The sequence below is a fragment of the Arthrobacter sp. KNU40 genome (assembly GCF_051515115.1).
In the GTDB taxonomy this organism is placed as follows: Bacteria; Actinomycetota; Actinomycetes; order Actinomycetales; family Micrococcaceae; genus Arthrobacter.
Genome location: NZ_CP195850.1, coordinates 367188 through 391032, shown reverse-complemented (window position 1 = coordinate 391032; position 23845 = coordinate 367188). Strand labels below are relative to the sequence as shown.

Annotated in this window: 18 protein-coding genes, 1 tRNA gene and 1 other RNA gene; 13 read left to right on the top strand and 7 right to left on the bottom strand. The window is 64.5% G+C overall.

Annotation, left to right across the window (positions count from 1 at the left end):
* Positions 1-15: 15 nt before the first annotated feature.
* Together ACSKT0_RS01915 and ACSKT0_RS01910 are read left to right on the top strand one after the other, a co-directional pair.
* On the top strand, positions 16-1482 hold the full coding sequence (locus ACSKT0_RS01915) for an MFS transporter (RefSeq protein WP_437772257.1): 1467 nt from the start codon (positions 16-18) through the stop codon (positions 1480-1482).
* Positions 1483-1590: 108 nt separating this feature from the next.
* Positions 1591-2502, top strand: coding sequence for an oxygenase MpaB family protein (locus ACSKT0_RS01910; RefSeq protein WP_437772256.1), 912 nt, complete (start codon positions 1591-1593; stop codon positions 2500-2502).
* Positions 2503-2560: 58 nt separating this feature from the next.
* On the opposite strand, the gene ACSKT0_RS01905 is transcribed toward ACSKT0_RS01910, so the two are convergent.
* Positions 2561-6040, bottom strand: coding sequence for a proline dehydrogenase family protein (locus ACSKT0_RS01905; protein ID WP_437772255.1), 3480 nt, complete (start codon positions 6038-6040; stop codon positions 2561-2563).
* Positions 6041-6165: 125 nt separating this feature from the next.
* On the opposite strand from ACSKT0_RS01905, the gene ACSKT0_RS01900 reads away from it, so the two are divergent.
* Both ACSKT0_RS01900 and ACSKT0_RS01895 read left to right on the top strand, forming a co-directional pair.
* Positions 6166-7065 carry a LysR substrate-binding domain-containing protein gene (locus tag ACSKT0_RS01900; RefSeq protein ID WP_437772254.1) on the top strand — a complete coding sequence of 300 codons (900 nt, stop codon included), beginning with the start codon at positions 6166-6168 and terminating at the stop codon, positions 7063-7065.
* A 238-nt stretch (positions 7066-7303) separates the two neighbouring features.
* Positions 7304-8512 (top strand): IS481 family transposase, encoded by a 1209-nt coding sequence (locus ACSKT0_RS01895; RefSeq protein WP_437771122.1) that lies wholly within the window; start codon positions 7304-7306, stop codon positions 8510-8512.
* A gap of 25 nt (positions 8513-8537) precedes the next feature.
* Here ACSKT0_RS01895 and ACSKT0_RS01890 read toward each other — a convergent pair.
* A tRNA-Ser gene (locus tag ACSKT0_RS01890) sits at positions 8538-8622 on the bottom strand.
* A gap of 310 nt (positions 8623-8932) precedes the next feature.
* On the opposite strand from ACSKT0_RS01890, the gene ACSKT0_RS01885 reads away from it, so the two are divergent.
* The 4 genes from ACSKT0_RS01885 (at position 8933) to recR (ending at position 13345) form a co-directional block, all read left to right on the top strand.
* Complete coding sequence (locus tag ACSKT0_RS01885; RefSeq protein WP_437772253.1) at positions 8933-9256, top strand: hypothetical protein; 324 nt, start codon at positions 8933-8935, stop codon at positions 9254-9256.
* Between the two features lie 185 nt (positions 9257-9441).
* An RNA gene (ffs, locus tag ACSKT0_RS01880) (signal recognition particle sRNA small type) lies at positions 9442-9538 on the top strand.
* Positions 9539-9571: 33 nt separating this feature from the next.
* Positions 9572-12583: a DNA polymerase III subunit gamma and tau gene (locus tag ACSKT0_RS01875; RefSeq protein ID WP_437772252.1), complete on the top strand. Its 3012-nt coding sequence runs from the start codon at positions 9572-9574 to the stop codon at positions 12581-12583.
* A 162-nt stretch (positions 12584-12745) separates the two neighbouring features.
* Entirely contained in the window at positions 12746-13345 is a 600-nt protein-coding gene (recR, locus tag ACSKT0_RS01870; RefSeq protein ID WP_028265726.1) for a recombination mediator RecR, read from the top strand.
* Between the two features lie 4 nt (positions 13346-13349).
* Here recR and ACSKT0_RS01865 read toward each other — a convergent pair whose 3' ends face one another.
* A complete protein-coding gene (locus ACSKT0_RS01865; RefSeq protein WP_437772251.1) occupies positions 13350-14531 on the bottom strand; it encodes an ABC transporter permease in 1182 nt (393 codons plus the stop codon).
* Positions 14528-15484, bottom strand: coding sequence for an ABC transporter ATP-binding protein (locus ACSKT0_RS01860; RefSeq protein ID WP_437772250.1), 957 nt, complete (start codon positions 15482-15484; stop codon positions 14528-14530). Before ACSKT0_RS01860 ends, ACSKT0_RS01865 begins: the two co-directional genes overlap by 4 nt.
* Positions 15485-15736: 252 nt before the next feature.
* Here ACSKT0_RS01860 and ACSKT0_RS01855 point away from each other — a divergent pair, with 252 nt between their 5' ends.
* Positions 15737-17083, top strand: coding sequence for an aspartate kinase (locus ACSKT0_RS01855; protein ID WP_437772249.1), 1347 nt, complete (start codon positions 15737-15739; stop codon positions 17081-17083).
* A 143-nt stretch (positions 17084-17226) separates the two neighbouring features.
* On the opposite strand, the gene ACSKT0_RS01850 is transcribed toward ACSKT0_RS01855, so the two are convergent.
* Together ACSKT0_RS01850 and ACSKT0_RS01845 are read right to left on the bottom strand one after the other, a co-directional pair.
* Positions 17227-17406: a hypothetical protein gene (locus ACSKT0_RS01850; RefSeq protein WP_437772248.1), complete on the bottom strand. Its 180-nt coding sequence runs from the start codon at positions 17404-17406 to the stop codon at positions 17227-17229.
* Between the two features lie 174 nt (positions 17407-17580).
* Positions 17581-17790, bottom strand: a complete 210-nt coding sequence (locus ACSKT0_RS01845) for a hypothetical protein (RefSeq protein WP_437772247.1) — start codon at positions 17788-17790, stop codon at positions 17581-17583.
* Positions 17791-17914: 124 nt separating this feature from the next.
* Here ACSKT0_RS01845 and ACSKT0_RS01840 point away from each other — a divergent pair, with 124 nt between their 5' ends.
* From ACSKT0_RS01840 to ACSKT0_RS01825, 4 genes are read left to right on the top strand one after another with little or no spacing between them, the layout of a single operon-like run.
* Positions 17915-18418: a MarR family winged helix-turn-helix transcriptional regulator gene (locus ACSKT0_RS01840; protein ID WP_437772246.1), complete on the top strand. Its 504-nt coding sequence runs from the start codon at positions 17915-17917 to the stop codon at positions 18416-18418.
* A gap of 16 nt (positions 18419-18434) precedes the next feature.
* Complete coding sequence (locus ACSKT0_RS01835; RefSeq protein WP_437772245.1) at positions 18435-19004, top strand: SSI family serine proteinase inhibitor; 570 nt, start codon at positions 18435-18437, stop codon at positions 19002-19004.
* The gene (locus ACSKT0_RS01830) at positions 18901-19944 is read left to right on the top strand and encodes a 3-methyladenine DNA glycosylase (RefSeq protein WP_437772244.1); all 1044 of its coding nucleotides are present in this window, start codon (positions 18901-18903) and stop codon (positions 19942-19944) included. Before ACSKT0_RS01835 ends, ACSKT0_RS01830 begins: the two co-directional genes overlap by 104 nt.
* A complete protein-coding gene (locus tag ACSKT0_RS01825; protein WP_437772243.1) occupies positions 19941-20312 on the top strand; it encodes a serine protease inhibitor in 372 nt (123 codons plus the stop codon). Before ACSKT0_RS01830 ends, ACSKT0_RS01825 begins: the two co-directional genes overlap by 4 nt.
* 239 nt (positions 20313-20551) lie before the next feature.
* Here the strand turns inward: ACSKT0_RS01825 and ACSKT0_RS01820 are convergent, their stop codons facing one another.
* Complete coding sequence (locus tag ACSKT0_RS01820; protein WP_437773947.1) at positions 20552-23701, bottom strand: S8 family serine peptidase; 3150 nt, start codon at positions 23699-23701, stop codon at positions 20552-20554.
* Between the last annotated feature and the right edge of the window lie 144 nt (positions 23702-23845).

Here is a 23845-nt window from a genome sequence, read left to right as displayed (position 1 = left end):
TATAGATTGATTTCCATGACTTCCCCAAGCACCCTCACTAGATCTGCCGAGCAGCTCCATACAGCCGTCCGCTGGACCCGGGCCCAGTGGCTGCTGCTAATGGTGGTGTGCACGGTCCTGGCTCTCGACGGCCTGGACGTTTCCATGGTGGGCGTGGCCCTTCCCTCCATCGGCCACGAACTCCACCTCGGAACCGATTCCCTGCAGTGGATCGTTTCCGCTTACGTCCTGGGCTACGGGAGCCTGTTGCTCCTGGGCGGGCGGCTCGCCGACCTGCTGGGCCGGCGTCGGATCTTCCTGATCGCCTTGACCGTGTTCGCTGCGGCTTCACTCCTCGGCGGCCTCGTGAACGATCCCACCCTCTTGATCGCGACGCGCTTCGTCAAGGGCCTGGCCGCAGCGTTCACCGCCCCTACCGGGTTCTCCATCATCACCACCAACTTCGATGAAGGCCGTGAGCGCAACAAGGCGCTGTCCATCTTCACCACGTTCGGCGCGAGCGGCTTCTCACTCGGGCTGGTGGTTGGCGGGCTCATGACCAGCCTGAGCTGGCGCTGGACCTTCCTCGTATCGGTACCGATCGCCGTCGCCGTCGTGCTTCTCGGCATGTTGTTCATTCCCCGGGACAAGCCGTCCACGGAAGAGAGTGGCCATGATGTCTGGGGCGCAGTCACCCTCGCGCTCGGCATGCTTGGCCTCGTGTACACCCTGGTTTCGGCTCCGGAGAAGGGCTGGGGATCTGTGGCAACAATCGCCGGATTCGCCATCTCTGCTGCCGTGCTGGCAACCTTCGCCGTCATCGAAAACCGCGTCAAGCACCCTCTCATCCGCTTCGGCATCCTTCGTGAAGGCTGGGTGGCGCGCGCCAACCTGAGTGCGGTTGGACTGTTCGGTTCCTATCTGAGCTTCCAGTTCATCCTCACCATGTACTTGCAATCGGTCCTCGGCTGGTCTCCCCTGGGCATGGCACTTGCCTTGCTTCCCACCGGGCTCCTGGTGGCAACGAGCGCACCCTTCGCGGATAGGTTCATCGAGAAATTCGGAGCTCCGAAGCTCATCCTCACCGGCCTGACCGCCATGGGACTGGGCTACGTCCTGTTCCTCCGCGTGGGAACCTCACCCAACTACGTCCTGGACATCCTGCCCTCGGTGATCCTGCTGGGCATCGGGTTCGCCTTGGCCTTCCCATCCATCAACGTCCAAGCCACCGCTGGAATCCGGGATTCGGAGCAGGGGCTGGCCGCCGGACTCATCCAGACCAGCACGCAGGTTGGTGCAGCCCTTGTCCTTGCCGTGACGACGGCCCTGGTGAGCGGGCATGACACCGGCGCAGGCACCAGCAACACGCTCAGCGCCGCGGCCATGCTCGATCAGTACCGGCCCGGCCTGGTCTTGAGCGCTGCCGTGGCAATCGCGGCGCTGCTGGTGGCAGCGTCCCCGGCACGCCGCCGTCGGGCGCTTGCCGAGCAACCCGCGGCCTAAGCGGACTCGCGTAAAAGGTGCCGGCCCGCTGTTTCCACAGCTGGCCGGCACTTTTTGCGTTAACACGTCGGCCCCTTGCGCCAACAGGATGCTGCGCAACAATGGACCATGGTCAACTTCCTGAAGAAGTGGCAAGCGGAGCTGCGGATGACTTTTACGGGTCACCCGCAGTCCACGCCTGACTGGGTGCTGCGGCTTGCGGAGGGAAACGACCCCGGATACCACCTTCCCGGCTCGGCCGTCTGGGCCGTCCACGGGTCCATGTCCACGATCGTCGCGGGAATCCGGGTGCTGCTCATGCAGTCCCTGCACCCTGGTGCCCTGGCGGGCGTATACGACCATTCAGGCTTCAAAAGGGATCCCCTCGGCCGGCTGGCAAATACCATCCGCTGGATATTCACCGTGAGCTACGGCTCCATGGACGCAGCCCACACGGCAACCCATTTCGTGCGACGGGTCCATGATTCCGTCAAGGGCAGCTACGTTGACGCGCACGGACAGGCCCGCGAGTATTCAGCCAACGACCCCGAGCTTCTCCGCTGGGTCCACGTTGCCTACGCGGATTCCTTCGTGGCCGCGCACCGGATCTGGGGAGGTGCGGTCCCCGGCGGCGCCGACGCCTACATCCGCGAGTGGGCCCAGGCCGGCCGCCTGATGGGAGTCGAGGACCCTCCCCTGAGCCTCGCGGAAGTGACGGCGGAAATGGACCGCTGGTACGCCTCCGGACATCTCCGCGCCGACGAGCGGCTCCGGGAAACCATCGATTTCATCCGATATCCCCCGTTGAAAGCGTCGCTGCAACCCGGTTACCGGATTTTGTTCGCCGCGGCCGTGTCCAGCCTTGAGCCCCGGTACCGGGAACTGTTGGGGCTGGAAAAGGCCCGTTTTGGCCCCATCCCGCTGCCGTCGATTCTTGCCGCGCGGGTGGTCCTCGCCGTTGTACGCCTCACTTTGGGACGCAGCGGCCCCAGCGAGCAGGCCGCCCGTCAGCGGTTGCGGCGCTTGGGGTACGAGGCTTAGACGCAAAGAAGCCCGGCGGAGCGGCTGGTGCCGTCCCGCCGGGCTTTTTGAGGAATCGCTAGATCAGCGCGTCCGACAGGTGGTTCGGCGTGCCGAAGCGGTGCGCCGTGATGCTGATGGCCTGCTCGTGCAGGAACGGCAGCATCTCGATGCGTCCGGCCGGGGTCACCGTGCCGTGGTAGATCGCGACGTCGGGACGACCGCCGGTGGCGGCGCTCAGCGCGCTGCTGTCCCCGCCGATCAGGCGGATGCGGCCACCGTTGATGCCTGCCGCGGAAGCCAGCCATTCGGCGTCGTTCTGGATGCGGGTGCTCACCCCGAGTCCCGCGAACGCTGCGATAACGGCTTCGGGAAGCTCGACGGCGGTAGACACCGTGAGTGCCGAACCCGCCACTGCCCCGGCTGCCACGACGCGAAGCAGGTCCACGAGCTTCCCGCCCTCGGACAAGCGGATGGTCACGGGGAAGGCCCGGTACCGGAAGACGTTGCGCTCGGCACTCAGGCCGGAGACGTCCTTGCGGGTGCCGAATTCCGTGGCCCATGCCGCGGCGTCGCTGAAGAGCGCCTTCTGCAGGGCCTCCGCGTCGCTGGCCTCAACAAGCGGGCCTGCGGCCTTGGCCGCGGCCAGGATCGAAGCCGCCGCACCCTTGAGCGTTGCACCGCGCTTCGCGGCGGGCTCGGCAGGGAGCCAGCTGCCAAGTCCGACCAGGTAGTTGGGTCCGCCGGCCTTGGTGCCTGCGCCCACGGCCGACTTCTTCCAGCCGCCGAATGGCTGCCGCTGGACGATGGCGCCCGTGATGCCGCGGTTCACGTAGAGGTTGCCGGCCTGGATGGTGTCCAGCCAGACGCCCATTTCATCGGAATCGAGCGAGTGCAGTCCGGCGGTGAGGCCGTATTCGATCTCATTCTGGATGGCGATGGCTTCTTCCAAGGTGGACGCGGTCATCACGCCGAGGACCGGGCCGAAGAATTCGGTCAGGTGGAAGTAGGATCCGCGCTTGACGCCGAACCGGATGCCCGGGGACCACAGCCGGCCGCTCTCATCGAGCTTCTCCGGCTTCACGGCCCAGGTCTCGCCGTCGCCGAGGGTTGTCAGGGCGTTGAGGAGCTTGCCGTTGGCCGGCTCGATGATCGGGCCCATCTGGGTGGTTGCCTGTTCCGGGTAGCCCACCTTGAGCGAGCGGGCTGCATCCACGAGTTGGTTGTGGAAGCGCTCGGAGGTGGCAACGGAGCCTACCAGGATCACGAGCGAAGCGGCGGAGCACTTCTGTCCGGCGTGCCCGAAAGCCGAGTACACGACGTCCTTGGCGGCGAGATCGAGGTCCGCGTGCGGAGTGACGATGATGGCGTTCTTGCCCGAGGTCTCCGCGAGCAGCGGGAGGTCCTGCCGGAAGGAGCGGAAGAGCTCGGCGGTCTCGTAGCCACCGGTGAGGATCACGCGGTCAACGCTGGGGTGCGAGACCAGTTGGGTGCCCAACTCGCGTTCTTCGAGCTGCACGAGCGCCAGCACTTCGCGCGGCACACCAGCTTCCCAAAGTGCGTCCACCATGACGGAACCGGAGCGGCGGGCCTGCTTTGCCGGTTTGATCACGACGGCGGATCCCGCCGCGAGTGCCGCCAGCGTGGAGCCTGCGGGAATCGCCACCGGGAAGTTCCACGGCGGGGTCACGACGGTGAGGTTCGCTGGAACGAACGTGGCGCCGTCGACCGTTTCCAGGTCCTTGGCACGCTCGGCGTAGTAGTGCGCGAAGTCGATTGCTTCGCTGACTTCGGGGTCGCCCTGTTCGATCGTCTTGCCGGTCTCGGAGGCCATGACCTCAAGAAGTTCGGCGCGGCGGGATTCCAGAATGTCGCCTGCCCGGTGCAGGATGGCTGCGCGCTCGGCGGCCGGCATGGCTCCCCAAGCTTTGCCGTGTTCGACGGCGGTGGCAATAATGCGGTCCAGCTCCTGGGCGTCCCTGACCTTGCTGGCTTCAACGATCGCGTTGCCGGCGGTGGAGCCCGTAATGCGCTCCAGGATGGCACGGCCCCAGGCCCGGTTGGCGGGCAGGGCAGGATCGGTGTCCGGCGTGTTGGCGAAACCATGGTTTGGCATGGCGGCCGCAAGCTTGTTGCGGTCCTGTGTGCGGTTGGGGGCCGGAACGGCGTCGTCCAGCTCCGCGAGGGAGGCGAGGAAGCGCTGCTTCTCGCGTTCGAACAGGGTTTCATTCTCGCTGAGCTCAAACACGGCGGACATGAAGTTGTCCTGGCTGGCGCCTTCTTCGAGGCGGCGGATCAGGTAGGCGATGGCGACATCGAACTCGCCCGGGTGCACCACCGGTGTGTACAGCAGGAGGCTGCCGACGTCCTTGCGGACAGCCGTGGCTTGGCCCGTGGCCATGCCGAGGAGCATTTCGAACTCAATGCCCTCCGTGACCCCGCGCTCCTTGGCCAGCAGCCACGCGAAGGCAACGTCGAAGAGGTTGTGGCCTGCGACGCCGATGCGGACCGCATCGATGTGCTCAGGGGTGAGCGCGTAATTGAGGACTCGCTTGTAGTTGGTGTCCGAATCCTGTTTGGTGCCCCACGTTGCGAGCGGCCAGCCCTGGATGGACGCCTGGACCTGCTCCATGGGCAGGTTGGCACCCTTGACGACGCGCACCTTGATGGGAGCGCCGCCGTTTGCCCGGCGTGCCGCAGCCCATTCCTGCAGTTCCTGCATGGCCGAGAGCGCGTCCGGGAGGTAGGCCTGGAGCACGATCCCGGCCTCGAGGTTCTTGAATTCGGGCTTGTCCAGGATCCGGGTGAACACGGCCATGGTCAGGCTGAGGTCCTTGTATTCCTCCATGTCCAGGTTGATGAACTTGGGCTTGGGAAACGATGCAGCCAGCTTGTAGAGCGGCGTGAGCTTCTCGACCACGTGGTCCACTGCTTCATCGAAGGCCCACAGCGAGTGCGGGGCCACCGTGGAGGACTCCTTGATGGAGACGTAGTCAACGTCGTCACGCGCCAGGAGCTTGAGGGTTCCCTCAAGCCTGCGGCTGGCTTCGCGTTCGCCCAGGACGGCCTCGCCCAGCAGGTTCACGTTCAGGTGGACGCCGTTCTGCTTAATCTTGGCGATGGCCGGGCCCAGTTTGGCGTCCGTGGCGTCCACAATCAGGTGGCCCACCATGTCGCGCAAGACCTTGCGGGCGATCGGAATGACTACCTGCGGAAGAACCGGAGCCATGACACCGCCGGTGCGCACGGCGGCACGCATGTACCAGGGCAGGAAGGCCGGGACCTTCGGGGCAAGCTTCGCCAAGTTGCGGCCGGCGACGGTCAGATCCTCTGGGCGGATGACGCCGTCGACGAATCCCACCGTGAAGTCCAGGCCATTCGGGTCCTTGAGGACGCCGGCGAGGCGCTGGGCGGAAACGTCAACGGGCACCTTCGAGGCTTCGGTGAGCCAGTGTCGAACCAGTTGGATGGCTTCGTGGGCCAACTCCTGGAGGTGTCCGGATTCCGGGGTGGACTGCGTCCTGGCGTCGATGCTCGAATCCCGGGTTGGTGTGCTCATGCGCTTCGTTCCTTTTGGTGCGGAGAGGGCTTTGTTTCCATCAGTATGGATCTACAATCAGATTAGGAAAAGCGATCTTTTCTGAAGAATATTCATTAGATTTCTCGACCCTTCTGGAGAGCCGAATGCTGGATGTCCGCAGGCTGCGCCTGCTGCACGAATTGAAGATCCGCGGAACGCTCGCAGAAGTGGCCGACGCGATGAAGTACAGCCCGTCGTCGGTGTCCCAGCAGCTGACCTTGCTGGAGAAGGAAGCCGGCGTGAAACTGCTGCGAAAGTCGGGGCGACGCGTGCAGCTGACGGCGCAGGCCGAGATCCTTGTGGAGCACGCGGCATCCTTGCTGGCCACCCTCGAGCGGGCAGAGACGGATCTCGCGGCGTCTCTCTCCACAGTGACGGGAACAGTGCGGCTGGCCGTGTTCCAAACCGCCGCCCTGGCCCTCATGCCGGACTTCCTCACCATCATGAAGGGCGAGTACCCCGAAGTGCGCGTAGAGATGATCCAACGCGAACCCGAGACTGCGCTCTATGAAACGTGGGCCCGCGACTTCGACATCGTGGTGGCCGAGCAATACCCCGGACACGCGGCACCGCACCATCCCGGCCTGGACCGCGCAACCCTGACCAGCGACGCCATCAGGCTGGCCACTCCCCCGATTGGCCTTGGCGGCGAATCGATCTCCTCACTCGCGGACACGGCTGCGCTGCCATGGGTCATGGAACCGCATGGCGCGGCGTCCCGGCACTGGGCGGAGCAAGCATGCCGTTCCGCCGGTTTCGAGCCCGACGTCCGCTACGAAACCGCCGACCTCCAAGCGCAAATCCGGCTCATCGAGTCCGGCAATGCCGTGGCCCTCATGCCGGACCTCGTCTGGACGGGGCGGACCACGCCGGTCCAACTGCTTGACCTGCCGGGACTCCCGAAGCGGACAGTCTTCACCTCAACGCGCACCGCCGGCCGGATCCACCCGGCAATCCTGGCGTGCCGCGAAGTGCTGGAACGGGTGGCTGCGGAACGGATGTAGGGCAGGGGTTGATTGGCTGGCGCCCTCGGATTCTGCACGATCATTCTGCCCGCAGGGGCAATTCGAATAGAGCCGGAACGCAAAAAGGCCCCGGTCCAAAAGACCGGGGCCAAACGCGGAGAATGGGGTGTGTAGTTTCACGACATAGTTCACACATGAGTCGGGTCATCGTTCCCGGTTGACGCTTCACCGGTGAGTCGGGACATCGTTCACGCCCCGGGCGCGGCGAGCATGTTTCATGTCGAAGCAGAAAGTGATCGTCCTTGCAGTCCGTGACCAGGGCCTGAGCGTCGCGGATGCGGCCCGCCGCTATGGAGTCAGCCGCCGCTGGGTCCATGAACTCCTCAGGCGCGAAGCCGAAGGGGGCATCGACGCCGTCGAGCCCCGGTCCAAACGCCCGCTGAGCAACCCGCGCCGAACCACCGACGCTGTCACCGGCCGGGTCCAGGCCCTGCGGCGGGAACTGGACGCTGCCGGCCTGGACGCCGGGCCCGTGACGATCGCCTGGCACCTTGGACGTGAAGGACTACACGCGCCGTCGATCTCCACGATCCGCCGGATCCTGCACACCGCGGGCCTGATCGCCCCGGAGCCGAAGAAACGCCCGAAGTCCTCCCTGCACCGCTTCGAGGCGCACCAGCCCAACGAAACCTGGCAGTCCGACTTCACCCACTGGGCCCTGGCCGACGGGACCGATACCGAGATTTTGAACTTCCTCGATGACCACTCCTGCTACCTGCTCGCCTGCGCCGCGTTCACGCCCGTCACCGTCACTGCGGTGGTGTCCACCTTCCTGGCCGCCGCCGCGGAACACGGGTTGCCGGCCTGGACCCTGACCGATAACGGCATGGTCTACACCACCCGCCTGGCCGGCGGAAAAGGGGGGCGCAACGCCTTCGAACACCAGCTCCACGCCCTGGGCATCACCCAGAAAAACGGCTCACCCAGCCACCCGCAGACCCAGGGAAAGATCGAACGCTTCCATCAGACCCTGAAGAAATGGCTCACCGGCCAGCCCCGCGCCCACACCCTGGCGGACCTGTACGAACAACTGGACAAGTTCCGCCACATCTACAACCACGAACGCCCCCACCGGGCCCTGAACCGCAGAACACCGCACGAGGCCTACACCGCGACCCCCAAAGCAGCACCGTCCGGAGCGAAACAAGGAGACCACTGGCGCCGCCGCATCGACCGCGTCGACCGGTTCGGGAAACTCACCCTCCGCCACGCCGGACGGCTCCGCCACATCGGCATCGGGCGGGCCTACGCCGGCAAACACGTCCTGATGCTCATCCACGACACGGACGTCACGATCAGCGACACGGCCACCGGAGAGATCATCCGCGAACTCACCATCGACCCCGCCCGCGGCTACCAACCCAGACAAAGAAAAACACCCCGGTCCGAAGACCGGGGTGTTACCGATGACCCGACTCATCCATGAAGGATGTCTCGACTCACCACAAACGCGGAGAATGGGGGATTTGAACCCCCGAGGGCGTTAACCCAACACGCGTTCCAGGCGTGCGCCATAGGCCGCTAGGCGAATTCTCCATGCTTCTGAATCAAAAGCAGACTCCACTGTACCCGAGAATTTCAGCATCGCCCAATCGGGACTTTCATCGTGCCGAGCCGCCCCACCCTGCGCTTAAACGTAAAAATGGACGCCCCCAATGCGTCCATTCCTCCGGCACTCCGTTGAGCTGCTGGGTCCAGCCCCTGAAACCAGGCCCTGCAGCTCACAATCTTGAGATTGCCCCAATCGGTGTACATACCCATAGTCCGCTGCGTTCAGCGGTTTGGCAATGGAGATCAGAAACCATCCTTTGACCTGTTTTTGGGCGGCCGCTGGCAGGATGGTGCCATGAGCCAGATACACGCCCTCGTCGTCTACGTCCCGGTGTCACACAGCGAGACCTTGCTGGCCGCAATCGGCGATGCCGGGGCGGACAGAATCGGCGACTATTCGCATTGCTCCTTCACCACTCCCGGCACAGGACGTTTCACTCCATTGCCAGGGGCACAGCCGTTCGTCGGAGCCGTGGGGCAAGGCGAGACCGTACCGGAAATCCGGGTCGAGTGCGTAGTTGAAGCGGACATGCTCGACGCCGTAGTGCAGGCCCTACGCTCAGCCCACCCATATGAGGAGCCCGCATTCATGACGTGGCCAGTGAACGGTTGGCGCTAACCACTGGACATGCCCTCCCCTGCTAGCGAGCACTGGACATAATCCCAATATGTCCAGTCCTTGGCTCACACAAGGGACATGCCCCTTGGTACCACCGAGCATCAAGGGGACATGTCCATTTTTTGGCGCTCACAAGGCACATGTCCGCAAATTCGGAGGGCTCGAAAACTTCGGGTAAGCTTGTCGACGGCCCCTCATGTGGCGTCATCCTGTTGAACTCCCCCAGGACCGGAAGGTAGCAAGGGTAGATGGGCTCTGGCGGGTGCATGAGGGGTCTCTTATTTAAATGTCAGTCCCTATAGGTAGGTTTCCCCTGTGACTGTTACTACTGCGCTTTACCGCAGATATCGCCCCGATTCTTTCGCGGACGTTATCGGGCAGGAACACGTCACCGAGCCGCTCATGACGGCCCTGCGCAAAAACCGGGTCAACCACGCCTACCTCTTCTCCGGCCCGCGCGGCTGCGGAAAAACCACCTCCGCCCGCATCCTCGCCCGCTGCCTCAATTGCGCCGAAGGGCCCACAGACACTCCTTGCGGCAAATGCAACAGTTGCGTTGAGCTGGCCCGCGGCGGCTCCGGCTCGCTCGACGTCATCGAGATCGACGCCGCCAGCCACGGTGGCGTTGACGACGCCAGAGATCTTCGCGAACGCGCCACCTTCGCCCCGGTCCGGGACCGCTACAAGATCTTCATCATTGACGAAGCCCACATGGTCACATCTGCCGGCTTCAATGCGCTGCTGAAGATCGTCGAAGAGCCGCCGGAACACATCAAATTCATCTTCGCCACCACGGAGCCGGACAAGGTCATCGGCACCATCCGCTCACGCACGCACCACTACCCCTTCCGGCTGGTGCCGCCCGAGCCGCTGATGCAGTACCTCGAGCTTCTCTGCCAACAGGAGAATGTGCCCGTCGCTCCCGGTGTGCTCTCCCTCGTCATCCGGGCCGGCGGCGGGTCGGTGCGCGATTCCCTCTCCGTACTTGACCAGCTCATGGCCGGCGCCGGACCCAACGGCCTGGACTATGAACTCGCCGTCGCGCTTCTTGGATACACCCACGCTTCACTGCTCGACGACGTCGTCGAGGCAATCGCCGCGTCCGATTCCGCCACCGTTTTCCGTGCCGTGGACCGTGTCATCCAAACCGGGCACGATCCCCGCCGCTTCGTCGAGGACCTGCTGGAGCGGTTCCGCGACCTCATCATCGTCCAGGCCATGCCGGAAAGCGCCCAAGCCATCCTCCGCGGCATGCCGGCGGACCAGATCGCCCGCATGCGGAGCCAGGCCAACAACCTCGGTGCCGCTGAGCTCTCCCGTGCCGCGGACGTCACTAACACCGCGCTTACCGAGATGACCGGCGCCACCTCGCCCCGCCTGCATCTCGAACTGCTCTGCGCCCGCATCCTGCTGCCCAGTTCCGAGCAGACCGAACGTGGCATCGCCGCCCGGATCGACCGCGTCGAACGCCGCCTCAACTACGGCGGGGCACTTCCTCCCGGGGAAGCCCAAACGCCGCCGGAAGCTGCCGCGGCTCCTTCGATTGTCGCCGCGCCGCCCGCCCGCCCGGCGGATCAAGCAGTGGAGCGCCCGACGGCGGCCGCCAGTCCCGCTCCCGCCTCACCACCGCCCGGCTCACCAGCGCCCGTGCCACCGGCGCCCTCGCCATCCGAGGTCGCTGAGGCTCCCGCGCCCGGCCGTTCGCCTGCCTCCGGCGAACCGTCCAAGGAACAACTGACACCGCCACAGGTCTCCACTACTGACTGGCCCGTGGATGAATCCAGGCAACAGGCCAGCCGTCCGGCTCCCGAAAAAGCTGCCCAAGCTCCTGGTCAGCTTCCTGCTCAAGCTCCCCCTGCGCGCCCGGTTGCCCAGGCGCCATCCGTTCAACCAGCGGCAGATCAGGACCGGACCCAGTCCCTGGCCGCACCAGCTCAAACGGCCGCGCCTAGCCAAACGCCCGAGCCTGCCCGGGCCCAGGCGTCAGCCCCCGCACAACCGTCAGCCCCCGCACAACCCTCCCGGCCCGCCACCGGGGGCGCCGATGTCGAGGTGATCCGGCGGGCTTGGCCCGAGATCCTCCAGACGCTGACCAAGATCAAGCGCAGCAGCTGGGCTCTGGTCGGAGCGAACGCACAGGTGGCGCAGTTCGACGGCCAACTTCTGACTCTGGCATTCAGCACTGACGGCCTTGCGAGCGCTTTCAGCCGAGCAGACCATGCCGAGAACCTTCGCCAGGCAATCCACAAGACGATCGGCATCGACTGCCAGATCACTTCGGTCGTCGGCGGCAACAGCTCAGGTAGCTCTGAACCAAACCCAAAAGCACCGGCTGACCCGACGCCCTCTGTAGGCGGTGGCGCCTCTCCCGTTGTGTCATCCGCCGTGGACAGCGCATGGGGACTTGCCCCTGCGGCACAAAGCCCTGCCGCCCAGGAAGCCGAAAGGGCCGTCCCGGCACCAGCCCCCGAGGCCGCTCCGACCCAAACCGTTTCCCGTGCGCAGGCTTCCGCTTCGGCAGCTGCCCCGGCATCGTCCGCCGCAGCAACTGCGTCGTCCCCAACGGCACCGACAGACCTGGCCGCGGACTACTCGTACTCGGACGATGATTGGGGTCCCCCGCGGGACGAAGACGCTCCCCCGCTTGACGAAGAACCGCCCATGGATTGGGAGCCGGCCGCACCTTCGCCAGCCCCTTCGCCCCGCGCTGATTCGGCGCAGAACAGCTCAGCCCCCGCCACCTCTGCCCCCACGAGCAAGCGCTCCACCCAAGCATCTTCGGAGAAGAAGTCCAAGGCCCCGGAAGATCCATGGTCGAAGGCTGTCGAGCACGCGCCGGGTTCCTGGGTGGTCGGCACGGAGTCCAACGTTGGCTCCACAGCTTCGGGCATCTCTGCCGATCCTGACGGTCACGCCAATTCATCTGCCCCGACGACACCCAGTCCCGTCTATGAACCTGCCGCAGCGCAGATTCCAAACCAGCCGCAGGCTGCAGTGCCGGCACCGGCCACCGCGCCGGCGGCCGAACCCGCGCCTTCGCCTGCACCCGCCCCTGCCCAAGGATCAACCCCCGCAACAGTGCCGGTGCCTTCGGGAACCGGGAAGCAGAGCCTCTACCAACGGCTTTCGAACAGCCCGGAAGCCATGGCCGGCCGTGAGAAAGCACCGGCACGGGCAACCGTCGCGCCTGGCAGCGTGGTGGAGGACATTCCGAGTGCCGACGATGAAACCATCGAGGAGTCGGGAGTCTTTGGACGCGCAGCCGTCGAGCGTATTCTGGGCGGAAAGCTACTGGAAGAACGGTCACTGGACAGCATGCGCCGCTAACAACGAGACGCCGTCCCAACACCCTGCGTGGGCCCGCAAGGTGTTCGGCGGGGAACCTCAAGGAACCCTGTCTAAGAGCCCGCCGGCGCCCGAGTAAGGTGCCACCAAACCGCGACGCCCGCCGAACAGCGACGGCGTCCACACCAAACGAACGAGGACATTGTGTACGAAGGCGCAGTACAAGAGCTGATCGACGAGCTCGGCCGGCTCCCCGGCGTCGGGCCGAAGTCAGCGCAGCGCCTGGCCTTCCACATCCTTGAGGCCGATCCCGAGGACATGAAGCGGCTGGTCGCGGCCATCACCACAGTCAAGGAACGCGTGAAGTTCTGCACGGTCTGCGGCAATGTCACCGAGCAGGAGCTGTGCAACATCTGCCGCGATCCGCGCCGCGACCCCTCCGTGATCTGCGTGGTCGAAGAATCCAAGGACGTCCTGGCGGTGGAACGCACACGGTCCTTCCGCGGCCGGTACCACGTCCTCGGCGGCGCCATCAATCCGATCGCCGGAATCGGGCCCGAGCAACTCCGTATCCGCGAGCTTCTGACCCGGCTCAACGACGGCGCCATCCAGGAAATCATCATCGCGACCGACCCCAACCTTGAAGGCGAAGCGACGGCCACCTACTTGGCCCGCATGTTGAAGTCGATCGGCATCACCGTCACCAGGCTTGCGTCCGGCCTCCCGGTGGGCGGAGACCTGGAGTACGCGGACGAAGTTACCCTGGGAAGGGCCTTCGAGGGTCGCCGCAACGCCCTCATGTAGCGGCTTAGGCGATCCGCGTCCCGCTGGCCAACCGGCCTGCGGGCGTCCGCAGCGAACGCCAGCCGAGCCACATGAGCAGCCCCGTCAGGACCAGTTGCAGGCCGAGTCCCAGTGGCCACAAGGGCGTCGTCTGCTTGAGGTACTGCGGCTGCGGCACGCCGTTTGCGCATAGGTAGGAGTGGTCCGGGCCAGCAAGCGCGGACCTGGCGCCTTGGCTGATGCCTTCGATCATGCCGACCGAATAGAACGCCGACCCGTTCCGGTCCGGATACGGAATGGCGTCGGCCACCACCACGTAGGGATTCAACGCGAGCATCCACGCCACGCGTTCGGTCCGGGCGGCCGGGTGCTCCACCAAGGGACCCTCGCAGGTATAGGCCGGCTGCGCCGGTTCAAGCGGTTGCCCCTGCTGACTCGGCTGCACCGGCGCATACAAGACACCACGGCCAACGGGAGAGTTGGCCAATACCGTGCCCTGCGCCAGTTGCGTTCCCAGTCCGAAGGAAATCAACGATCCGACCACCAGTGCGGCAACTACCAAGTAGCTCACCACGATCGAGAACAAGGGCCGCCCTGCAAGCGCGGAAATCCCCACTCCGATCCCGCAGACAACGGCCAGTTCCACCGCCAGCATCAGCAAGGAAACCACCACGTGCCCCGGGGTCAGCCCGCCTTGGAACATTCCGAAGACAAGGAACGGGGCACTCGTCGCGAGGAAGGCGAGTGCCGCTAGCCACCCCGCACAGAACTTGCCCCAGAGAATCTGGCCCGGGGTCAACAAAGTGATCTGCAGGATGGCGAGCGTGCCTCCGGCGCGGTCGCCGTTGATGGCATTGGCGGACAGCGCGGGCGCCACAAGCAGGGCAAACAGGAGCACGAAAGCCAAGACGACCTCGAAGATCATGGACCCGGCACCGTCCTGCTGCGCCAGTGCCGACGGCGGCATCGTCGAACGACGCGCTTCCATGCTGGCGTTCCAGGCTAGCCAGGTCAGCCATGTCACTACTGCGATCACAAAGAACCAGATGCCCAACATGATGTACCAGCCGCGGGAGCGCAAGCGTTGTTTCATCTCAAGGACCACAACGTCGCGGATCCCGCTAAGATAGCCGACGACGGCGTTTCCGCCACCCGTAGCTCCCTGCGGTTCCGCTGGTCCCGGCACGGTGTCATTCACGTTGCTCATGGCCTCTCCGTATCCAGGTTCATGTACGTCTCTTCGAGGGCACCGGCTGCCGGGGCGAAGGAAACCACGCCGATGCCGGACCGGACGAGTTCGCCCAAGAGGGCGGCAGCGCCGTCGTCGTGCGTCAGCAGCAAGGTGACCGACGGGCGGCGGCCCGCCTCAACGCGGTGTTCCAGCCCCAGTTCGTTGAGCTTTGCGGTGAGGGCCTCGTTGTCGAGGGCTGTGATGGCATAGCGCCGGCCCTGCAGGGCGGCCTCCTCGAGGGTCTGCTGTTTCACGGTGCGGCCCTGGCTGACGAACACCGCTCCGTCCGCGATTTCATCGAGTTCACTGAGCACGTGGGAGGAAACCACCACGGCTTTTCCTTCCCCGGCCAGGCGGCGCAGCAGGATTCGGAGCTCCACCCGGGATCCCGGGTCGAGGCCGGACGCAGGCTCGTCGAGCAGAAGCACAGAGGGGTCGTGGATGAGGGCCCTGGCCAGGCTGAGCCGTTGTTGTTGGCCCCTGGAGAGGACGCGGGCCGGCTGGTCGGCAAGGGTGTCCAGCCTGACAAGCTCGAGCAACCCGGCAACACGCGGGGCGATACCGACCCTGGGCAGACGGTAGAAGCGCGCCATCTGGACCAGGATTTCCCGGGCGGTCAAGGACTCCCATACACCGAGTGTGTCCGGCATCCAGCCGATCCGGAGCCGCGCGGCCGCGCTGTCGTGAACGGGGTCCAGCCCGTTGATCCGGATGGTCCCGGAGTCGGGCCGCAGAAGCGAGGCAAGCATGAGGAGGAGCGTCGTCTTGCCAGCCCCGTTGGGACCAATGAGCGCCGTGACCTTCCCTGGCGGCGCATGGAAATCGATGTGTTCGACGGCGTGGACCGTACCGAAGCGGCGTGAGACGCCTTCGGCGGATACTCCGAGGGCGCCACTGCCCGGAACGTTTGAACTTTCAGCTATGGACATGCTCTACTCACCTGTTTCCCCCAAACAGAACAAGTACGCTTCAATTCCCGTGAGCCCACATGCCCGCAGGCTGCGTATTTCTTGATCGTACGCCAAGCCGAAACCGCCGGGCATGCACGCAAAGGCCGAGATTTGGTCACAATTCCCCCGCCCGCCGCGCCCGGCGATAAACTGGCCACATAAGCCACGTAGCTATGCCGCTACCTGGCCACGCAACGTACGATCCCCAATTGATGCAGTGAGGGTGCGCGCATGAGTTTGCCCACTACCGATGTGAAAACCGAAGACCTGACCGCGCCGGCTGCCAAGACAAAGCAGCTGATCGTGCAGAAGTTCGGTGGCTCCTCGGTGTCCGATGCAGAAGGCATCAAGCGTGTCGCCCGCCGCGTGGTTGACGCACAAAAGGCCGGCAACGAGGTTGTCGTAGTGGTTTCCGCCATGGGAGACACCACGGACGAACTCCTGGATCTCGCCGCCCAAGTCACCGATTCTGCTCCCGCTCGTGAGATGGACATGCTCCTCTCCGCAGGCGAGCGCATCTCCATGGCCCTGCTCGCCATGGCCATCAACAAGTTCGGCGCCTCCGCCCAGTCGTTCACCGGCTCGCAGGCCGGCATGATCACGGACGGCATCCACGGCAAGGCCCGCATCATCGACGTCGACCCCCACCGCATCCGAACCGCATTGGACAAAGGGCACGTCGCCATCGTGGCCGGCTTCCAGGGCATGACCCGCAGCACAAGGGAGATCACTACCCTTGGCCGCGGCGGATCCGATACCACCGCTGTGGCCCTCGCCGCCGCGCTCGAAGCGGACGTCTGCGAAATCTACACCGACGTCGACGGCATCTACACCGCGGACCCCCGCGTGGTCTCCACCGCCACGAAGATCGACCGTATCTCGAGCGAGGAAATGCTGGAACTGGCAGCTTCCGGCGCCAAGATCCTGCACTTGCGCTGCGTGGAATACGCCCGCCGATTCGGCGTGCCCCTGCACGTCCGGTCCTCATTCAGCCAGAACGAAGGCACCTGGGTCCTGCCCAGCGCCGATGACAAGATCACGATTCAAGAGGGAGTTGCCTTGGAGCAGCCAATCATCTCCGGTGTTGCACACGACCGTTCAGAAGCCAAGGTCACCGTGGTCGGCGTCCCGGACATCCCGGGCAAGGCCGCCGCAATTTTCCAGGTCATCGCCAAGGCGCACTCGAACATCGACATGATCGTCCAGAATGTGTCCACGCACGGTACCGGCCGCACGGACATCTCATTCACCCTGCCCATCGTCGAAGGCGCCGACGCCCTCACTGCCCTCCGTGCGGCGCAGCCTGAAATCGGCTTCGAAAGCATCGAATACAACGAGAACGTCGGCAAGCTTTCGCTGATCGGTGCCGGGATGCGTTCGCACCCGGGCGTCTCCGCGACCTTCTTCAAGGCACTCTCCGACGCCGGGATCAACATCAACATGATTTCCACCTCGGAGATCCGCATCTCTGTCGTCACGCACGCCGATCTGCTTGATGATGCCGTTCGCGCCATCCATAAGGCGTTCGATCTCGACGGCGACGCCGAGGCAACCGTCTATGGCGGCACCGGCCGCTAGACGCCCTCCGCCGTCTAGCGGACGCCGTCGGGAGTGCACAGCCAGGCACCGCCGTCTAAATCTGAAGTGTTTTAACGTGAAAGAACCGGAGCTTTGGCTCCGGTTCTTTTGCTTTCCCGCGGCTTTTGGTCCCGCACGCGGCTTCAGGCGCTTTCCTTGCGGACTCCGTAGTGGTGGCCCTGGTCGTCCGTTTCGACGACGAAATGCCCCAGGTCTTCTTCCGACGCCGTCTCGAAGTCGTCATGCTTGTGGACTACGGGCGTATCAATGTCGCCCCGGGTTGCCGGGCCGAACCAGAAGCGAAGCCGATCGGTTACCCTCATGAAACTATCGAGTGCATGTCCCACAATTCCCACCTCCTTCCCCGCTGCGAGGTCCAGCCGTACGGTTGGAGCTGAGTGGTTCCAGTGAGGCCAATTTTACGCCCGGAACCCGCAAAAGGCCCGGGTCGGCGTCGATCGGTGAGAGGCAGGAACTGGGCCCACACCGGCAAGGGACTAGCGAAGGGATTTGTCGTCCGGGTTCTTGGGGACCACGTAGGTGCTGCCATCCGGGCGGCGGACGGTCTCCCACTGCTGCGCTTCGGCCTGGCGCCTCGCGAGGAGGCGCTTGTTCTCCTCGGTCATTTCATGATTCAGGGAACTGCTGTGCGCCGGACCGAAAATGATCCGCAGCTTGCCGGTTGCACGCATGAATCTCTGGGTCATGGTCTCTTTGGCCACCTGGTCTACCCTCTCTCAAAAGGATGTTGTGGTTTAAGAGTACACTAACAATTAGTGCACTAACTATCGGCCGGTACGGATCGGTCGCCCACACGGAACGGAGCAAACCATGGCTGCCGCAAGCACACCCATTGCCCCTGAAACCACCGCCCCGCCGGAAGACGATCTGTTGCTGGAGCGTCAATTGTGCTTCGCCCTGACCGTGGCGTCGCGGAGCGTGGTGGGCGTCTACAAACCGGTGCTTGAAAGGATGGGGCTGACCCATCCGCAGTACCTCGTGATGCTCGCCCTATGGGAACGCAGCCCGCGCACGCTCAAGGAAATCAGCGAGGCACTCCTGCACGAGCCAGCCACTCTTTCACCGATCCTGCGCCGGCTCGAAGAAGCAGGATTCGTGACCCGGAACCGCATCCACGGAAACGAACGGGCCCTCGCCATCACCTTGACCGAAGCCGGCGCCGCCCTCAGGGAACAGGCGACGGCTGTGCCTGGAACCATCATGGAGCGGCTCCAACTCACGCGCGCCGAAGTAGCGGAACTGCACCGGGCGATGACGGGCCTCATCGCAGCCACGCAACACCCTGCTGCCGGTACGGGCGATAAACTGGCATAAATCAAGGAGAACCCCCATGCGTCTGCGAATAGTCCGGTCAGTGCTGGCCATCCTCGCTGTCGCTGGTCTTGCCGCCTGCACGCCCGGCGCCGGAGGCGGTTCGCCCACCAGCCCGGCGCCTGGCAGCAGCGCGTCGTCCTCGCCGTCGAGCAGCCCTACCGGACTTTTGCCTGACGAAACGGCGTCTCCCAGCGGCAAACCGACCCCTTCGTTCTCCCCCACCGCGCCCAGCTCACCCGGCCGCGGAGAAGCCGAGCTTTCGATCATCGTCAAGCTCTCCCCTACGGCAGCCCCGGAAAGCTACACGCTCGTCTGCACCGGCGGTGTCCCCTCCGCGGAGAGCCACCACCCCACCGCAGCCGCTGCGTGCGCCGCCCTGAAAAAGAACCCCGCCCTCCTCACGCGAACGCCGCGCTCTAGCGACCAGGTCTGCGACCAGCGTTACGGCGGACCCCAGACGGCAATAGTCACCGGGGCCGTTGATGGCGTGGGCGTCGAGTCCTCCTACAAGCTCACGGACGGCTGCGAAATTTCCGCCTGGGCCGCCGTCGCCGACATCATTGGTTCAAGCGGTGCCGGAGCTTAAATACACGCACCTCCCGCAAGAGAAATGGCTCGCGCTGGAGGCCGCCCACCACGCCCGCGTCGAACGCTACGCCAAGCCATACTTGGCCCGCCGCTCCGCAGGCCAGAAGCATCCCGTCGAAGACTTCCTCTTCACCTACTACACCCAGAAGCCCGGCCAGCTGCTGCGCTGGCACCCGGGCGATGGCGTCGCGCTCTCCGGCCCGAAAGCGGCGGAGCGGGCCGGGTGGAAGTATTACCGAGCGCTCGACGACGGCGCGCTGGCGGCCGCGGGTCTGCCCGCCCGTACCGTTGCGGTCATCTTCGATCGCCGCAAGTTCGCGGCCGACCGCACCGAAGCCCTCCGCTTCGCCGGCATCATCCTCTCCGGAACCGTCGCGCGGCCCGCCCAGTTTGGTTGCTTCGGACTGCACGAGTGGGCCATGGTCTACCGCCAGGACAAGTTCGATCTTCGCCACGAGTACCTCAAGCTGCGCCTCGGCGCCGAAGGCACAGACACCGTGGTGGAAGACAACCGGATCCGCTGCTCGCACTTCGACGCCTTCCGTTTCTACACTCCGGACGCCATCCCGCTCAATGAGCTCACCCCCACGCGGAACAACCAACGCACCATGGAGCAGCCCGGCTGCCTTCATGCCAACATGGACCTCTACAAATGGGCGTACAAACTGACACCGGCCCTGCCGAGCGATCTGGTGATGGACTGCTTCGAACTGTCCTGGCGGATCCGGGCCATGGACATGCAGGCCTCCCCCTATGACCTCGAAGAGTGGGGATATCCGGCCATCAGGATCGAGACACCACAAGGCAAGGCCGAGTACGTTGAGTATCAGAGGGCATTCGCCGCAGAGGCCCAGGCGCTCCGTGCGCGGGTCCTCGACGAAGTGCAACCGCTCCTGGAACTCCTCGTACCAACACCGTCTCACGAAGGACAGCGATGACTTCAAGCAATGGAAAGTACGACGTCGAACTCACCATCACGCTGACGGAGGCACCAGGCGCGGCGGACTATGAGTTCGTCCTGCTCGGCTCCGGCGGCGAAGTCTCCGAAGGCTCGACCCTTCCGGACCCCCGCGCGGCACTTGCCGCCGTCGAGCAATTCGGCGAAGAGATCTTCTTTCCGGTTCCCCGGCCGGACCGTATTTGCACCCAGCAATACGGCGGTCCGCAGGTGGCAACGGTTACGGGCAGCTTCCGCGGGCGCGAAGTGAGTAGCCGCTTCAGCCGGACTGACGGCTGTGAGATCGCCCGTTGGCGCACCATGGCAGCACTCCTCGGCGGCGTGGCAGGATCCACAGGAAACATCTAACGACGCCCGCTCACATATAACCGTCCCGGGCCGGACGCCCGCTCACATATAACCATCCCGGGCCGGACGCCCGCTCACATCATCTGCAAGAGGGTTCCACCGTTAAGGTTCAAAAGTGAGCGAGCGTCCGCCAAAAGGGCCATATAAGTGAGCGGGCGTCCGGGGGTCACGAAGAAAACGGCCGGCGGGATATCCCGCCGGCCGCTGCCTTGCATTTCTGTCAGACGATCATTGCCGCACTAAAGGGCGTTGTTTGACTGGTCCTCCCCGTCATTCTGCAGTTTGGCCTTGCCGTGCTCGCCTTCCTGGTCATCCTTCGGCACCACGGAAACGCTGCCATTTGCCGAGACCAGGACGGACACAAACGTCGGCGAGCTGGTGCCGGCAAAGGTGAGTCGGCCGATGTAGGAACCCGGTGTCAGGTTGTTCCACGCGAAGGTGAGCTTCCCGGATTTGCCGTTCTTCATCTTGATCGGGTTGGGCGTGACGGTGGCGTTGCCTTGGTTTGCGCCCAGGATCGCGGCATCAACGCTGGCCTTGGTGGGCCGGTTGTTGGGGCTGGCAAACAGGTTCGCGATGATGGTGTAGGTCCCAGGCTGCGGGTTGTCGAGCGAGAGCGACTCACTGGCACTCGGTGTCGCTGCCGTGAACAACTGACCCGACGGCGACAGGACATACAGATCGAAATCCGCGGTGGGATCGGAAGAAATCACCGAGAACTTCGCGAACGCCGTTCCAGGGGGAACGGTGGCGGTCTTGACGAAGTTCGAAGCATCGTTCGCCACATTCACTGGACCTGGAACCAGCTCCGCGGCCGAGGAGTCAGCCTTCGAGAGGCCGTCAACGGTCACGGCCGTCGGAGAATCGGAACCGGAGACGATGTTGATGTCCGCGGATCCGCTTGCCTGCTGCGATGTGAAGGCGACGCTCTTGGAGGCCACCACCGACTGCGGACGGACCGCAATCGGAGAGACCACCGACTTGTTGGCGCCTTCCCACTTCAACGATCCCATCGCGAAAGCACCCAGTGGCGCGCTCTTGTTTTCGAAGGTCACCGTGAAGGTCTTCTCCTGGCCGACTTCGTTGAAGTTCAGCACAGACGGGGTGACCTTGACGTCAACCCCGGGGACGTTGACTGTTGCCCGGTATTGTCCCGGGGTCAGGGCCGTGACAGTGCGGGTGACCGCGATCTTGCCCGCGAGGTTTCCCAGGGCGAACGACGGAAGGTTCATGTCGCGCGGCAGTGTCGAGCCAAGTCCCGGCTTGCCGAGATCAACGCCGGTGCCCTGGATGAACTTCAGGTAGTCCTCGGTTCCGGCATCGTAGACCAGGCCCGGTTCCAGCACGCTGGCAGGGTTCATCTCTCCTGCACCGGTAGCGAAGACGTCCTGGTTCTTGCTTCCATCGGCGAGCTTGACGTCACTCGCCGTCGTCATCATGGCCGACTTGACCATCGCCGGTGACCAATCGGGATTCTTCGCCAGGATCAAGGCTCCGAAACCTGCAATGTGCGGGGATGCCATGGAGGTACCGGACATGAATCCGTACTCATCACTCTTGCTGCCGATCGGCGAAACACCCGCCAGCACGGCAACGCCGGGAGCCGAGACGTCCGGCTTGAGGAGATCCGAATCGGTGGCGAGGAGCGGGCCGCGGGAGGAGAATCCGGCGATCTGCGGCTGGGCCTCGAGCGGAAGACCGGTGGTGTCGTGGTCAACCAGGGAAACAGTAAGTCCCGGCCTTGCCGCGACCTTGTCCTTGATGGCTTGCGAGGCCGGAGGATTCACGTGGACGGTGGGCACCGCGTGCTTGTCGGTGTCCAAGGAGGAGTTGGCGAGGTTCACGAGGATCATGCCCACGCCGCCACCGCGGAGCACCTCGGCGCTCTTGGCGACGCGGTCAACCACCCCGCGGTCACACACCACTACCTTGCCGGCGATTTTCGCCGGGTCCAGGGATCCAGGCGCACAGAGTGCCGCGTTACCGGCACCTGAGGCGGCGTTGGCAGAGAGCACGACGCCGGCCCCGCTCACCTGGTGGTTCATGATGCTCGCTCCGCGGAATTTGGTGCCGTCGGAGAATTCGACGGTTCCCTGGAGCTCCTGGGAGAAGGAAGTAGCCGCAACCGTGGTCATCCAGGGTGCGCCGTGGTTGACGGTACTGGCCTGCGGACCCGAGTTACCGGCGGACGCCGCCACAAAGATCCCGGCCGACGCAGCAGAGAGGAACGCGAGCGAGACAGGGTCGGTGGTGGTGTCCGTAGCGCCGGAAATGGAGTAATTCAGGACGTCCACGCCGTCGGCAACGGCCTGGTCAATGGCGGCGATGGCCGCGGAACTGTAGCAACCGCCCGTATTGGGGTCGGTGTCTTCCCAGCAGACCTTGTAGATCGAGAGCTTGGCAGCTGGTGCCACTCCGCTTGTCTTGCCGAAGCTGCGGCCATCCACGAATGTTTCCACACCGGAGTTGCCAGCGGCGGTGCTGGCCGTGTGCGTACCGTGGCTCACGACGTCGATGGGCGAGATCTGTTCCTGGGGTGCCCGTTGGGCTGGCGGAACCGTCTTAAGGAAGGCATCTGCGAAGTAGTGCGCGGCGAGGACTTTGGAATTGCAGGCAGTTCCGTCGAACGCTGCCCCTGTGTCCGTGCCCTTCTGGCACTCGCCTACGAAGGTATCTCCATTGGCCTTCAGCATGGCGATCTTGCCGTCACTCGTGCGGTACGGGACGCCCACCTGGGGGTCCCCGACCAGCGGCTGGACGGGATCGCCGGCGAAGAACTTGCTTGTGGGCGTGTAGCCGGTGTCGATGACGCCCACCACAGTGCCCTTGCCGGCCTGATCCTGGCCGCCGAACTGGGTATTCCACACGCCGTTCGGTCCGCTGAGGTTGAGGAAATCGGTGGTGGAGTAGTCAGGAGCGGACTGCGTGTCCGGGGCAACGAGGAGGACGTCGGGGTTCTTCGCGAGATTGACGGCCTGGTTCGCGGAAAGGGTGGCGCTGAAGCCGTTGATGGCTGTGGTGTAGTCGCGATTGATGCTCACGCCCTGCTGCTTGGCCACGTCCTGCTGCTTCTGCTGCAAGTGGGCCTGGTACTGCCTCACTTCGGCCCTGCCGACGTCAAGCTTCTTGCCGGATTGCGGCTTGGTGGGCACATAGCCGGGAGTTCCGCCGTCGTAAGTGGCCGCCGGCTTCTCTGCCAGCACCACTACGTAGCGCCCATCCTGATAAGACTTGGGGTCGACATTCCGGGCAACCCCCGCAACCGTTGATCCGAAGGCCGTTGAGCCGGAAGCGGGCGAAGCATGAGCGGGTGTCAAAGCCACCGAGGAGAGCAGAACCGGTAGTCCAACTGCCAACGCCGCAGCTTTTCGAAGCCCCCCGCTTCTAATGAAGCTCTTTCCTTGTGAATTCACGAGTGATTGCACCTTTCCGGGCGATCGTGGCGGTCATGTCAAGATCAATCAACTTAGGACGGGCACCGATTGACAGTTCCTGTAATCAGCTAAAGCCCAGCCGACTCAAAGAGTACAGAG

What these genes read in the sequence shown, in the direction of transcription:
- ACSKT0_RS01915 (WP_437772257.1), top strand. Translation starts at nt 16, where the DNA reads ATGACTTCCCCAAGCACCCTCACTAGATCTGCCGAGCAGCTCCATACA.
- ACSKT0_RS01910 (WP_437772256.1), top strand. Translation starts at nt 1,591, where the DNA reads ATGGTCAACTTCCTGAAGAAGTGGCAAGCGGAGCTGCGGATGACTTTT.
- ACSKT0_RS01905 (WP_437772255.1), bottom strand. Translation starts at nt 6,040, where the DNA reads ATGAGCACACCAACCCGGGATTCGAGCATCGACGCCAGGACGCAGTCC.
- ACSKT0_RS01900 (WP_437772254.1), top strand. Translation starts at nt 6,166, where the DNA reads ATGCTGGATGTCCGCAGGCTGCGCCTGCTGCACGAATTGAAGATCCGC.
- ACSKT0_RS01895 (WP_437771122.1), top strand. Translation starts at nt 7,304, where the DNA reads ATGTCGAAGCAGAAAGTGATCGTCCTTGCAGTCCGTGACCAGGGCCTG.
- ACSKT0_RS01885 (WP_437772253.1), top strand. Translation starts at nt 8,933, where the DNA reads ATGAGCCAGATACACGCCCTCGTCGTCTACGTCCCGGTGTCACACAGC.
- ACSKT0_RS01865 (WP_437772251.1), bottom strand. Translation starts at nt 14,531, where the DNA reads ATGAGCAACGTGAATGACACCGTGCCGGGACCAGCGGAACCGCAGGGA.
- ACSKT0_RS01860 (WP_437772250.1), bottom strand. Translation starts at nt 15,484, where the DNA reads ATGTCCATAGCTGAAAGTTCAAACGTTCCGGGCAGTGGCGCCCTCGGA.
- ACSKT0_RS01855 (WP_437772249.1), top strand. Translation starts at nt 15,737, where the DNA reads ATGAGTTTGCCCACTACCGATGTGAAAACCGAAGACCTGACCGCGCCG.
- ACSKT0_RS01850 (WP_437772248.1), bottom strand. Translation starts at nt 17,406, where the DNA reads ATGAGGGTAACCGATCGGCTTCGCTTCTGGTTCGGCCCGGCAACCCGG.
- ACSKT0_RS01845 (WP_437772247.1), bottom strand. Translation starts at nt 17,790, where the DNA reads ATGACCCAGAGATTCATGCGTGCAACCGGCAAGCTGCGGATCATTTTC.
- ACSKT0_RS01840 (WP_437772246.1), top strand. Translation starts at nt 17,915, where the DNA reads ATGGCTGCCGCAAGCACACCCATTGCCCCTGAAACCACCGCCCCGCCG.
- ACSKT0_RS01835 (WP_437772245.1), top strand. Translation starts at nt 18,435, where the DNA reads ATGCGTCTGCGAATAGTCCGGTCAGTGCTGGCCATCCTCGCTGTCGCT.
- ACSKT0_RS01830 (WP_437772244.1), top strand. Translation starts at nt 18,901, where the DNA reads ATGGCGTGGGCGTCGAGTCCTCCTACAAGCTCACGGACGGCTGCGAAA.
- ACSKT0_RS01825 (WP_437772243.1), top strand. Translation starts at nt 19,941, where the DNA reads ATGACTTCAAGCAATGGAAAGTACGACGTCGAACTCACCATCACGCTG.